This is a genomic window from Saccharothrix sp. S26 (assembly GCF_021390395.1).
Lineage (GTDB): Bacteria > Actinomycetota > Actinomycetes > Mycobacteriales > Pseudonocardiaceae > Actinosynnema.
On sequence record NZ_JAJUWT010000014.1, the window covers coordinates 104350 to 117551 of the forward strand.

At 73.5% G+C, this 13202-nt stretch carries 9 protein-coding genes; 4 read left to right on the top strand and 5 right to left on the bottom strand.

Annotated elements, in window-relative coordinates; genetic code table 11:
* Positions 1 to 22 precede the first annotated feature (22 nt).
* Positions 23 to 1831 carry a long-chain fatty acid--CoA ligase gene (locus LZG04_RS23300; RefSeq protein ID WP_233820087.1) on the top strand — a complete coding sequence of 603 codons (1809 nt, stop codon included), beginning with the start codon at positions 23 to 25 and terminating at the stop codon, positions 1829 to 1831.
* Between the two features lie 298 nt (positions 1832 to 2129).
* Positions 2130 to 5027, top strand: coding sequence for a BTAD domain-containing putative transcriptional regulator (locus LZG04_RS23305; protein ID WP_233820090.1), 2898 nt, complete (start codon positions 2130 to 2132; stop codon positions 5025 to 5027).
* A gap of 110 nt (positions 5028 to 5137) precedes the next feature.
* Here the strand turns inward: LZG04_RS23305 and LZG04_RS23310 are convergent, their stop codons facing one another.
* The 4 genes from LZG04_RS23310 to LZG04_RS23325 form a co-directional block, all read right to left on the bottom strand.
* On the bottom strand, positions 5138 to 6268 hold the full coding sequence (locus tag LZG04_RS23310) for a glycosyltransferase family 4 protein (protein WP_233820093.1): 1131 nt from the start codon (positions 6266 to 6268) through the stop codon (positions 5138 to 5140).
* A gap of 9 nt (positions 6269 to 6277) precedes the next feature.
* The gene (locus tag LZG04_RS23315; protein WP_233820094.1) at positions 6278 to 7531 is read right to left on the bottom strand and encodes a basic secretory family protein; all 1254 of its coding nucleotides are present in this window, start codon (positions 7529 to 7531) and stop codon (positions 6278 to 6280) included.
* Positions 7532 to 7595: 64 nt separating this feature from the next.
* Complete coding sequence (locus LZG04_RS23320; RefSeq protein ID WP_233820096.1) at positions 7596 to 8639, bottom strand: C40 family peptidase; 1044 nt, start codon at positions 8637 to 8639, stop codon at positions 7596 to 7598.
* A 298-nt stretch (positions 8640 to 8937) separates the two neighbouring features.
* Complete coding sequence (locus LZG04_RS23325; RefSeq protein ID WP_374202855.1) at positions 8938 to 10287, bottom strand: NYN domain-containing protein; 1350 nt, start codon at positions 10285 to 10287, stop codon at positions 8938 to 8940.
* A gap of 142 nt (positions 10288 to 10429) precedes the next feature.
* On the opposite strand from LZG04_RS23325, the gene LZG04_RS23330 reads away from it, so the two are divergent.
* Entirely contained in the window at positions 10430 to 12133 is a 1704-nt protein-coding gene (locus tag LZG04_RS23330) for a DEDD exonuclease domain-containing protein (protein WP_233820098.1), read from the top strand.
* A 43-nt stretch (positions 12134 to 12176) separates the two neighbouring features.
* Entirely contained in the window at positions 12177 to 12461 is a 285-nt protein-coding gene (locus LZG04_RS23335; RefSeq protein ID WP_053718754.1) for an Lrp/AsnC family transcriptional regulator, read from the top strand.
* Positions 12462 to 12645: 184 nt separating this feature from the next.
* On the opposite strand, the gene LZG04_RS23340 is transcribed toward LZG04_RS23335, so the two are convergent.
* Positions 12646 to 13137 carry an HAD domain-containing protein gene (locus LZG04_RS23340; protein WP_233820101.1) on the bottom strand — a complete coding sequence of 164 codons (492 nt, stop codon included), beginning with the start codon at positions 13135 to 13137 and terminating at the stop codon, positions 12646 to 12648.
* Between the last annotated feature and the right edge of the window lie 65 nt (positions 13138 to 13202).

Below are 13202 nucleotides of genomic sequence, written 5' to 3' on the forward strand. Positions count from 1 at the left end.
CAAACAACGTCCGGAGGTCGACGTGCGCGAGTTCAGCGTCCCCGCCACCGCCACTGTGGCTGCCGAGGAGAACCTCACCGACATGGTGTGGGCGAACGCGGAGCGCTTCGGCAACGCCGTCAGCTTCCGCCGCCGCGTCGACGGGACGTGGGTGGACGTCACCGCCCGCGACTTCGCCGCGCAGGTCCTCGCGGTCGCCAAGGGCCTGGTCGCGGCCGGGTTGCAGCCAGGCGAGCGCGTCGGCCTGATGTCCAAGACCCGCTACGAGTGGACCCTCCTCGACTTCGCCATCTGGCACGCGGGCGGGGTCGTGGTCCCGATCTACGAGACGTCCTCGGCCGAGCAGGTCGAGTGGATCCTGTCCGACTCCTCGGCCAAGGCCGTGTTCGTGGAGACCTCCGAGCACCGCGCCACGGTCGACTCCGTGGTGGCGGGCCTGCCCGAGGTGCGGCACGTGTGGCAGATCGACGGGCCGTCCGGTGACGCGGCGGGCGCGATCGACGAGCTGACCGCGCTGGGCGCGTCGGTGTCCGACGACGACGCGCGCGCCCGGCGCAAGGTGGTCGGCGCGGACGACACCGCGACCATCGTCTACACCTCCGGCACCACCGGCAGGCCGAAGGGCTGCGAGCTGACCCACCGCAACCTGCTGTCCGAGGTACGCGGCGGCATCACCGCGTTCCCGCAGCTCATGCAGGCGGGCAACTCGCTGCTGGTGTTCCTGCCGCTGGCGCACATCCTGGCCCGCGCCCTGGCGGTGTGCGGTGTGTACACCCGCGTCACGATGGGCCACACGGCCGACGTGAAGAACCTGGTCGCGGACCTGCAGTCGTTCCGGCCCACGTTCGTGGTGGCCGTGCCGCGCGTGTTCGAGAAGGTCTACAACGGCGCGAAGCAGAAGGCGCACGCGGCGGGCAAGGGCAAGATCTTCGACGCCGCCGAGGCGACCGCGGTGGCCTACAGCCAGGCGCTGGACGCGGGCGGCCCGGGGCTGGGCCTCAAGCTCAAGCACGCGCTGTTCGCCAAGCTCGTCTACAGCAAGCTCCAGGCGGCGCTGGGCGGCCGGTGCACCAACGCGGTGTCCGGCGGCGCGCCCCTCGGCGAGCGGCTGGCGCACTTCTTCCGCGGCATCGGCGTGCCGGTGCTGGAGGGTTACGGCCTGACCGAGACGAGCGCGGCGGCGTGCGTGAACACGGCGGCGGCGTTCCGGGTGGGCACGGTGGGCCGTCCGGTGATCGGCACCTCGGTCCGCATCGCCGAGGACGGCGAGATCCTGATCAAGGGCGACATCGTGTTCCGCAGCTACTGGAACAACGAGCAGGCCACCGCGGAGGCGCTGGAGGACGGCTGGTTCCACTCCGGCGACATCGGCGAGCTGGACGACGACGGCTTCCTCCGGATCACCGGCCGCAAGAAGGAGATCATCGTCACCGCCGGCGGCAAGAACGTCTCGCCGGCCGTGCTGGAGGACCGCCTGCGCGCCCACCCGCTGATCAGCCAGTGCATGGTCGTGGGCGACGCGCAGCCGTTCATCGGCGCGCTGATCACGATCGACCCCGAGTTCTTCCCGGCGTGGAAGGAGCAGAACGGCAAGCCCGCGTCGGCGACCGTGGCCGAGCTGGTGGACGACGAGACGCTGCGCGCCGAGATCCAGTCGGCCGTCGACGAGGCCAACCAGGCGGTGTCCAAGGCGGAGGCGATCAAGAAGTTCCGCATCCTGCCGGTGGACTTCACCGAGGCGGGCGGCGAGATGACCCCGAGCCTGAAGCTGCGCCGCGCGGTCGTGGCGAGCACCTACAAGCAGGACATCGAGGCGATCTACGCGGGCTGAGGCGGCGCGACCCGACACAGACGAGTGGCCCGCACCGAAGTGCGGGCCACTCGACCCCCAGTGATCGCGTATCCGCTGACGCGGACCCGAGAAGTTCTGTTGTCCCGGTCCCCCAACCGGGACTTCCATAGAGTGCCGGAGCGCGCTGTCGTATCGCTGACGCGACGATGACTCGTGCCGTCAGCGGCCGCTTTAGGCTGTGCCGCGGCGAGGCGGAACGAGGGGACGCAAACGGATGGGCGCTGGGCCGTGGTTCGGTCTTCTCGGCCCGCTTGAAGTGCGCATACAGGGTCGACCGGTGCCCGTTCGGGCGGGCAAGCACCGGGCGTTGCTGGCCGCCCTGTCGCTGCGCGCCGGCCGGGTCGTCTCAATTGGCGAGCTGGTGTCCTTCCTGTGGGGCGGCGACCCGCCCGCGCGCACGCGCGGCACGTTGCAGACCTACGTCATGCGGCTGCGGCAGCTGCTGGGCGACCCGTCGCTGATCCGGACCACTTCGGACGGCTACCGGTTGGTGGTGCCGCCGGAGCAGGTGGACGTGCACCGGTTCACCACCACGGCGGGCCTGGCGCGGCAGGCGGCGCAGTCCGGGCACCTGGCCGATGCCGCCGAGCTGTACGCCGAGGCGGTGGCGCTGTGGCGGGGGCCGGCGCTGTCGGACGTGCCGTCGGCGGTGTTGCGCGACGACGAGGTGCCGCGGCTGGCCGAACGGCTGCTGGTCGTGCACGAGGAGCGCAACGACGTCGAGCTGGCGCTGGGCAACCACGAGCGGCTGGTGCCGGTGCTGCGGTCGTTGACCACGGACCACCCGTTGCGGGAGCGGTTCTGGGCGCAGCTGATGGTGGCGCTGTACCGGGGCAGCAGGCAGGCGGAGGCGCTGGAGGCGTTCCGGGTGGTCGACCGGCTGCTGGGCGAGCAGCTCGGCATCGAGCCGGGCCCCGCGCTGCGCGAGCTGCACCAGGCGATCCTGGTCGGCGACCCGAGCCTGGCCGCGCCGACCGAGCGGGCCGACCCGGACGTGCCGGACCAGTTGCCGCCGGACGTGCCGGGGTTCGTGGGGCGGGCCGAGCTGGTGGACCGGATCTCCCGGCTGATCGCACCGGACGGGCCGCGCACGGCGGTGCCGATCGTGGCGCTGACCGGCGTGTCCGGGGTGGGCAAGACGGCGTTGGCGGTGCACGTGGCGCACCGGCTGCGCGACCGGTTCCCGGACGGTCGGCTGTACGTGGACCTGCGCGGGTACGCGCCCGGCCCGGCCACCCCGGTGGTGGAGGTGCTGACCCGGTTCCTGCGGGCGCTGGGCGTGCCGCCGGAGCAGATCCCGGTGGACTCCGACGAGCAGAGCACCCTGTTCCGGTCCCTGCTGACCGGGCGGCGGATGCTGCTGGTGCTGGACAACGCCGCCGCGCCGGACCAGGTGCGCCCGCTGCTGCCCGGCGCGGCGAGCTGCCCGGTGCTGGTGACCAGCCGGGACGACCTGCGCGGGCTGATCGCCGTGGACGGCGCCCGGCGGGTCGGGCTCGACGTGTTCGAGCCGCACGAGTCGCTGGCCCTGCTGCGCACGTCCGGCGAGGCGGCGCGGGAGCTGGCGCGGCGGTGCGGGCACCTGCCGTTGACGCTGCGCATCGCGTCGGCGTCGGTGGCGGGCGGCTCGGTGACGCGGTACCTGGAGAAGCTGGGCGACCGCCATCCGCTCGACCTGGCGCACGCCGCCCTCACGCCGGGCGCACGGCGGCTGTTCGCGCTGCTCAGCGTGGTGCCGGGGCCGGACTTCAGCACCGAGGCGGCGGCGAACGCGGCCGAGCTGACCGTGCCGGAGGCCGCCGCGCTGCTCGGGCAGCTCACCGCGGCACGGCTGGTGAGCGCCGACGGCGGCCGGTACGCGTTCCACGACGAGCTGGCGCGGTACGCCGCCGAGAGGGCGGAGGCCGGGCACGAGGACGTGGCGGCGGCGCGGGTGCGGCTGCTGGAGTTCTACGTGCGGGCCGTGGACCAGTGCGCCGAGCTGCTGTACCCGGACCTGATGCGGTTGCCGACGCCCGCGGGCCGGGCGGTGCGGCTGCCGCGGCTGGAGACGGCGGCGCAGGCGCGGGCGTGGCTGGACGCGGAACGGGCGAACCTGACCGCGGCGATCCGGTCGGCGGCCGAGCGGGGTCCGGCCGCGATGTCGTGGCGGCTGGCCGACGGGCTGCGCGGCTACCTGTGGATCGGCAAGCACGTCACCGAGTGGCTGTCGACCGCGCAGTACGGGCTGGACGCCGCGCACGAGCAGCGTGACGTGGCCGGTGAGGCGGCGATGCACCAGAACCTGGGCACGTTGCACTGGCGGCTGGGCGACTTCGACACGTCCGTGGCGCACTACACGCGTGCGGTCGAGCTGCACCGGATGCGCGGCGACCTGGCGTCGGAGGCGGAGGTGCGCGGCAACCTCGGCGTGGTGCGGCTGGAGGCGGGCGACCTCGGGTCGGCGCGTGACGACCTGGAGACGTGCCTGGCGTTGAAGCGCGAGTCCGGCGGGCCGCGCTCGGGTGAGACGGGCGTGCTGACCGGGTTGGGCGTGCTGGCGATCGAGACCGGTGAGCTGGCCGAGGCGGTGGACCTGCTGGGCGAGGCGCTGGTCATCAGCGTGGAGCACGGGTTGCGGGGCAGCGAGATCACCGCGTTGACGCTCCTGGGCGTGGCGTCGCAGCTCATGGGTGAGCCGCAGCGCGCGCTCACGCACCTGTCCGAGGCGTTGCGCCTGGCGACGGAGGCGGGGTTCCGCGAGGCCGCGGCACGGGTGCTGGAGAGCACCGCGTCGGTGCGGTTGGACCTGGGTGAGCACGCCGAGGCACTGCGGCTGGCCGATCGGGCGTTGGCGGAGTTGAGGGAGGACGGCGATCAGCGGATCACGACGAACGTGCTGGTCGTGATGGCCTCGGCCAACTGCGGCCTCGGTTCGCCGCGCACGGCCGACGAGCAGTTCCAGCAGGCGTTGTCCAAGGCCCGGCGGATCGGCTACCTGCCCGGCGAGGCCCGTGCCCTGGTCGGTCTGGCGGGCGTGCGCCGGCTGCTGGGCCAGACCGCCGAGGCCAAGGCCCTGGCCGCCCAGGCGGTGGACCTGACGTCCCGCCTGGGCCTGCGCATCACCGAACGCCACGCCCGCGCCGAACTGGCCGCCGTCGACCTCGCCCTGGGCGACGACCCGGCCCGAACGTAGAACTCACGTGTCCCGAACGTAGGACTCTCGCGTTCCGAACGTAGGACTCGCGCGAGAGTCCTACGTTCAGGTCGCGAGAGTCCTACGTTCAGGACCGGTGAGTTCAACGCTCAGGTGTTGATCAAGGCGGCCAGGCGGTCGGCCAGGTCGTCCCAGCGCCAGTTCGCGGTCACCCACTCACGGCCCGCCGCACCCATCTTCGCGGCCGTACCCGGGTCGGCCAGCAGGGCGGCGACGGCGTCGGCCACCTCCGCCACCTCACGCCCGTCCACCACGCGCCCCGTCACGCCGTCGCGCACGGTCTCCGGCGCGCCGCCCGAACGCCCCGCCACGACAGGCAGCCCGGTCGCCGACGCCTCCAGGTACACGATCCCCAGCCCCTCGACGTCCAGCCCGCGACCGCGCGTCCGGCACGGCATGGCGAACACGTCACCGGCGTTGTAGTGCGCGGGCAGCTCCTCCCACGGCACGGACCCGGTCAGCACCACGTGCTCCGACACGCCGACCGACGCCGCCAACCGCTCCAGCGCACCCCGGTGGGGACCACCGCCCACCAGCAGCAACGCCGCACCCGGCACCTGCCGCCGGATCTCCGGCAACGCCCGCACCAGCACGTCCTGCCCCTTGCGCGGCACGAGCCGCGACACGCACACCACCACCGGCCGGTCGCCCAACCCGTACCGGGCCCGCAGCTCGGACCGCGCGGCCGCGTCGGGCGCGAACACCGACGTGTCGACCCCGGACGGCAGGTGCTCCAACGCCGCCATGGGCCCGAACGCCGCCGCGAACCGCGACCGCGTGTACCGGCTCACGAACGTCACCACGTCCACGTCCGACCCGATGCGCCGCAGCGCCTGCCGCGCGCCCGGCAGCATCGACCACCCGACCTCGTGCCCGTGCGTCGACGCCACCACGCGGGACGCCCCGGCGGCACGCAGCCGTGACGTCATCAACGCCAACGGCGCCGCCGCCCCGAACCACACGGCGTCACAGCGCGCTCCACGCAGGATGTCCGACGCCCGCCGCACGACGTCCGGCGTGGGCAGCATCAACGTCCCGGGATGCCGCACCACCTCGAACGGCTGCACGGCGTCGAACTCGGGGTGCGAGCCGGACGACGCCCGCCACGACGGCGCGTACACCACCAGCTCGGGCAGCCGCACGGCCAACGCGTGCAGGTAGGACTGGATTCCGCCGGGCCGTGGCGGGAAGTCATTGGTCACCAGCAAGGTCCGACGCACGCGACCACGTTACGGGAACGTGCGCCGCAGGAAGTCCTGCCACCCGCGCACCAGCGCCGCGGTGTCCCCGCCGGTGGCCTCCAGCAGCACGCCGTCCACTTCGGACGCCCGTACCCGCGCCAGCCGCCGGTGCAGCGCCACCAGCCCCGGCTCGCCCAGCGTCGACGCCAGGTACAGGTTCACCGACCACGCCTGCTGGTAGGCCAGCTCCATCGCGTCACCGCGGAAGTCGGCGTCCGAAGGCAGCGCGGTCGGCAACGCCCGCCGCACCCGCGCGGCCAGGTGCGGCGCGGCCTTCTCCGGCGGCACGTCGCTGCGCCGGTAGCCCACGTAGTCCGCGAACCCCTCCAGCACCCACATCGGCGCGCCGTCCACGGTGTCGCCGCGCGTGGCGACGTGGGTGATCTCGTGCCGCAGCAGCACCCGCAACGCCAGCGGGGACAACGCGCCCGCGCTGTCCGGGTTGAGCACCACCCGCTGGCCGCGTGCCGTGCGCGTGTCGGGGTCGACCCGGTCGGCCACCGCGACGCCCGCGATAGCGCCCGTGGCGAACCCGGGCCCGACCAGCGCGACCATCTCGTCCGGGCTCGCGGGGACCAGCACGGCCACCTGGCGCGCCCACGCCTGGCCCCACACCTCGGTCACCGCCGTCACGGCGCCGTCCAACTCGGCGAGCGCCCGTGACGCCAACGCCTCGCCGCCGGGGTGGCTGAGCACGAACCCGCCGGTGCCGGCGCGCACCTGGCACGGCCCGAAGTCCCACGGCCCGCGCCACGTGCGCTTGCCCAGCGGCTCCAGCGCCGTGTCGGAGTTGAGGTACCAGCGGCCGTCGTGCCGGGTGAACAGGTAGGCCATGACCTGGCTGCTCGGCTCCACGTCCACGCCGCCGAGCCGGTACGACAGCCGCACGTCCGGTGCCCACACCTCGTCCGCGGCGGGCAGCTCCAGCCCGGTCGGGGCGTCGGCGGCACCGTCGAGCCGGTACTCCCACTCGGCCAGCGGCACGCCGGCGAGGTTGCGGAACAGGTCGAGCTGCCGTTGCCGGAACCCGGCGTCGGCCCGCGGGTCGAGGTCGGCGGCGAACGCGGCCTCGTCGCGCTCCAGCACCGCCCGCGCGCGCCGGTCGAGCAGCGCCCGGACGGCGTCGGGCCGGGAGGTGGCGGCCGAGGCGGCGGGCGGGGTCGCCGGGACGACGGCCGTGACCAGTCCGGCGAGGAACGTCACGGCCACCACCACGGCCAGCACGACCCTGATGCGGCTCACGGGCCTCCAAAGTCATCGGCAGGGCCACCCCTGTGTCAAGGATGGCCCTGCCGGATGAAGGTTGTCAGCCCGCGATGCGGCGCATCGCGTAGATGCTGCCGGGGCTCTCCAGCGGCACGACCTTGACCGGGACGCCGTCGGTGGACGCGTGCACGACCCGCGCGTTGTCCACCGCCATGGCCACGTGGTTGCCGCCGTTGTAGATGATCAGGTCGCCCGCCGTGACCTCGCCGCGGCTCACCGGCCGCCCGGCACCCGCCTGGCCGCCGGAGGTGCGCGGGATCGTCACGCCCGCGTAGGCGTAGGCCTTCGACGTCAGGCCGGAGCAGTCCCAGCGGTCCGGGCCGGTCGCGCCGTACAGGTACATGTCGCCCTGCTGCTCCAGCGCGAACTGCAACGCGACACCCGCCGCACCCGCGGGCACGTTGGTGGCGGTGACCTTCGGGCCGGTGCTGGTCAGCGTGGTGCGCTCGGCGGCGGTCAGCCGGTTGAGCTGGTCCTTGACCTCGGTGATCTGGCCCTGGAGCTCGGTCTGCCGCTTCTTGATGTCGTCGGCGATCCGGTTCGCCTCGTCGGTGGCGGCCTGGGCGCGGCTCTGGGCGTCCGCCGCCTTCTGCCGGGCGTCCTCGGCGGCGTCGACCGCGCCGGAGAGCCGTTCGAGGGACTCGTTGTTGTCCGACGCGAGCACGCCGAGCGCGGACATGCGGTTCAGGAAGTCCTGCTGGGAGTCCGACACCAGCAGCGCCGACAGCTGGTTGAACCGCGCGCCCTCGAACGACGCCTCGGTCAGCTTGTCGACCTGGACCCGGAAGGTCTCCTCGTCCGCCTTGGCCTGGTCGCCCGCCTGGGTCGCCTGCGCCAGGTCGGCGTTGGCCTTGTCCAGTTCGGCCTGGTTGGCGTTGCGCTGCTCTTCGGCGCGCAGGAGCTCTTCGTTGAGCTTGGTCGCCTGCTCGGCGAGCTCGTTGTACTTCTTCAGCGCCTCGGAGGCGTTCGCGGGGGTGTTCGGCTGAGCTCCGGCGGGTACGGGCATGACGCCCACCGCGGCAGCGGCCACCGCCGTGGCCGCCATCGCCCCGCGCAGGCCGCGCTTGAGTCGTTGCGACGCCACAGTCGCGTGTGTCTCCTTCGTCTGAACCCGCCTGGCCGGTCGGGCGCGTGACGCGACCCGACACACCTCTGGTGAGAGATTCCGGCTCGGCTCCCCGACAGGCCGATTCGGCGGTGAACCCGCGTCGCGGCCCAGGATGGACCACTGCCCGCCGCGAGATCTCGGCTAGGTTACGAAAAGTGAGTCCCGGCGTCCACTAGCAGGGCACGGAAATCACTCATAGTTCACTTTTCTTCACGATCGGCCTAGCTGTGACCTGGTCGTGTAACCCCCGGTGGTGTTAAAAACACGATCTGCGTCACACCCGCCCCAAACGAGCCAGGAGCACGGCGGACGGCACCGGGTGCGCGCCCCGCCGTCGGACGGAATCGGCCACCGCCCGGTCGGACGTCACCACGACCACCGGACGGCCCTCGGGCTCGGCGGTCACCAGCGCCCGGATCACGTCGTCGGCCAGCACGCCGGGATCGCTGAACAGCACCCGCACCCCGCGCGGCGCGGACGTCGGCACGGCCACCACGCCCGCGCCGTCGAACACCAGCGTCACCTCCGCGCCGGTGCGCGCCGCCAGCACCGCCAACTGGTGCACCAGCCGGTCCCGCTGGTCCGACAGCGACAGCTCCGGGTAGCCGGTCTTGGTGACGTTGTAGCCGTCCACGATCAAGTGCACGGCGGGCAGCGCCAGCAGCCGGTCCAACGCCGCCGGGTCCTCCACCCGGCCGACCGCGCCCTGCGCCGCGCTCGCACCGCGCACCAGGTCCGCCGGCCGGGGGCCCGCGCCACCCAGGGCCAGCTCGCGGCGCAGGCCGTTCACCGCGCCGTCCAGCGTGTCCACCAGCAGGGCCAGCCGCACCTCGTCGGCCTGCCGCGCCTCCTTGGCGGACTGGCGGGCCACCTCGGCGTCCGACTCGGCCCGCTGCGCCTTGGCGCGCTCGTGCTCGGCGCGCTCGCGTTCGCGGTCCCGTTCGGCGGTCAACCGGCGCAACGCGGCCTCGGCCTCGGCGCGCACCCGTTCCACCTCGGCCGCCGCCGACTCGGCCCGGTCCTTGGCCTCGCGCAACCGCACGCCCTGCTCGCGCAACCGTTTGCGCAGCCGTTCCAGCTCCGCTTCGGACGCCTCGCGGATCTTGTCCACCGCGCCGCCCGCCTCGGCCCGCTCGGCCTTGAGCCGCTCCAGCTCGACCTCGAGCCGTTCCGCCCGCTGCACGGCCAGGTCGCGCTCGGAGCGCAGCGCCGCGTCCGCCGCGCGCCTGCCGACCAGCTCGATGAAGTGGGACGCGACCTCCTCGCCCTGCAGGATCGCCGCCGCACCCGCCGCCACCGGGTCGGGCGCGGTCACCTCCAGCACCGCCGGCCGGTTGCGCCGCAGCCACTCGACCACGGCGGCCCGGAAGTTCGTCGACGACTTCAACCCGCCGATGAGGGCGGGCGCACCCAACCGGGCCCGCTTGGTCGGCGCGAACCGCGCCACCGCCCGCAGCGACTGCGGGACGTCCACCTTCGGCAAGTCCCCCAACGCGTCCGCGCTCAACTCGGCGAGCCGCGCGCGCAGCGGCTCGGGCAGGGCGGACCAGTCCACAGTGGACTCGACGGCCTGGTCGGACGCCAGGTCGTCGTCGCCGGCCGGTGGCTCGATCGGGTCTTGCACCCGTACAGGCTAGCTGTGCTAATGGCCGCTGCTCCGCGGACGGCGGGTCGGTCGCCGGGAAGTCGTCCGCACGTGGTCTCAGGGTGGGTGTGGAGCGGCGACCGATCAACACTGTCGGTGCGTCCCGTTAACGTGCCGCCCGATGACTACTCAGCTCACGTTCGACGAACTGGGCACACCGCTGCGCGAGACCACGTTCGTCGTGTTCGACCTCGAGACCACCGGTGGCCGGGCCGACGAGGACGCGATCACCGAGATCGGCGCGGTCAAGGTGCGCGGCGGGCGGGTGATCGGCGAGTTCGGCACCCTCGTCGACCCCGAGCGGGGCATCCCGCCGCAGGTGGTGGCGTTGACCGGGATCACCCAGCTGATGGTGACCGGCGCGCCCCGGCTGACCACGGTGCTGCCCGCGTTCCTGGAGTTCGCCGCCGGCGCGGTGCTCGTGGCGCACAACTCGGGCTTCGACGTGGGGTTCATCAAGGCCGCCTGCGCCCGGCTCGGCTACACCTGGCCCAAGCCGACGGTCGTCTGCACGGTGAAGCTGGCGCGCCGGGTGCTCAGCCGCGAGGAGGCCCCGAGCTGTCGGCTGTCGGCGCTGGCCCACCTGTTCGGCGTGTCCGTGCAGCCCAACCACCGGGCGCTGATCGACGCCCGCGCGACCGTCGAGGTGCTGCACCACCTGCTGGAACGCGTCGGCTCGGTCGGCGTGCACTCGCTGGAGGAGCTGGTCGCCTACCTGCCCGAGGTGACGCCGGCGCAGCGGCGCAAGCGGACGCTGGCCGCCCACCTGCCCTCCACGCCGGGCGTGTACCTGTTCCGCGGGCCGTCGGAGGAGGTGCTGTACGTCGGCACGGCGTCCGACCTGCGCCGGCGGGTGCGGCAGTACTTCACCGCGAGCGAGGGGCGCAAGCGGCTGCGGGAGATGGTGTCGCTGGCCGTGCGGGTGGACGCGGTGGAGTGCGCGCACTCGTTGGAGGCGGAGGTGCGGGAGCTGCGGCTGCTGACCGCGCACAAGCCCGCCTACAACCGCCGGTCCAAGAACCAGGGGCAGGCGTGGTGGCTCGTGCTGACGGACGAGGCCTTCCCACGCCTCTCGGTGGTCCGCACGCCGCGTGAGGGGGCACTCGGCCCGTTCCGGTCCCGGCGGCTGGCCGAGACGGCCCTGGAGGCGATGCTGGAGGCCGTGCCGCTGAGGGCGTGCTCGATCCGGATCCCGGCGCGCAACGCCTCCGCCACGCCGTGCGCGCTGTTCGAGCTGGGCCGGTGCAAGGCGCCGTGCGCGGGACGGCAGTCGGTGGACGACTACTCCCCCGCCGTCTCGGCCTTCCGGCGGCTCGTGGCCGGGGCGGACGTGGCCCCGCTGCGGGGGCTGACCGAGCAGATCGACGCGCTCGCCCTGGCTCACCGGTTCGAGGACGCCGCCACCCGCCGTGACCGGATGTCGTCGTTGGTGCGGTCGTTGGACCGGGCGCAGCGGCTCGCGGGTCTGGCGGCGTTGCCGGAGGTGGTGGCCGCCCGTCCGGACGGCTCGGGCGGGTGGGAGTTCGCCGTGGTGCGGCACGGCCGGTTGGCGTCGGCGGGGGTGGCGCGGCGGGGCACGCGGCCGATGCCGGTGGTCGACGCGCTGGTGGCGTCGGCGGAGACCGTCGTCCCGGGTGAGGGCCCGCTGTTCGGCGCGCCCGCCGAGGAGGTCGCCGTGGTGCTGCGGTGGATCGACCGACCGGGCACCCGGCTGGTCTACTGCGACCGCCCGTGGACCTCGCCCGCGCACGCCGCCGGCGCGTGGCGGGACTGGGTGGCCCGCGCCGAGGCCGGTCGAGACCAGTACCGGGTGGCGGGCCACTAGCATGTTGGTCGGTCGATACCCCGACGACTTGTGGAGGACCGCTGTGATCACCGCGATCGTGCTGATCCAGGCCGCCGCCGAGACCATCCCGGACGCGGCGCAGGCGATCGCCGACATCGAGGGCGTCACCGAGGTCTACTCGTGCGCCGGCGACGTCGACCTGATCGCCCTGGTCAAGGTCGCCCGGCACGAGGACCTGGCCGACCTGGTGCCCGGCCACATCTCCAAGGTGCCCGGCGTGCTGAACACGGACACCCACATCTCGTTCCGGTCGTACTCGAAGCGCGACACGGACGCGGCCTTCGCCATCGGCCTGGAAGACGCCTGACCGCACCGGGCTCGCCCCGCTTCGCCACCACACCGGACGACCTCGTGGTCAGCCTCGACGTCACGGTGTGGTGCCCGCGCTCTCACCGCACGTCCCAGTGGCCCGACGAACCGACCGACCAGGCCCAGCACCGCCTGTTGGACACCGTGGCGCGTTCACTGAGATGGACCGTCGACCGGAACTCCTAGGCGCTGCGCAACCACTCCTCCAACGCCAGGAAGTCGGCGTCCGCCAACCCCTGCCGGTGGTCGACCCGGAGCAGCAGGGCTCGTCCCCGGTGGTACTCGGCCACCCAGACCCGGTCGACGTCGGTGATCTCGTCGTCGACCCACGCGAACGGACGCCCCGCCGCCCAGTCGACCAGGGCCGGCGTCTTCCAGTGCAGCCCGGCACGCCCGTCCCGCTCGTCCGCCTCGGACGGTTCGGGCCATACCACCACGGCGAGTTCCGGCAGCCCGAGCCGCGGTGCGACGACGTCGTTCGCCTCTCCCCTCCACGTCGTCGCCCAGACCACCTCACAGGGCAACGCGGCCAACCGCGGTCCGTGTGCCGGGTCGACCCTGGTCAGCAGCGGGTTGTCGCCGGTCGAGGCGCCGTAGGTCGGGTACCGGTCCGCGCCGAACGGGATCAGCGGCCCGTCCACGTCGAGGAAGAGCAGCGGTCGGGAATCGGGCACGGGGGTGACGGTAGCGCCGCGGGCATGGGAAGGCCCCGCACCCGATCGGGTGCGGGGCCTTCCGG

What these genes read in the sequence shown, in the direction of transcription:
- LZG04_RS23330 (WP_233820098.1), top strand. Translation starts at nt 10,430, where the DNA reads ATGACTACTCAGCTCACGTTCGACGAACTGGGCACACCGCTGCGCGAG.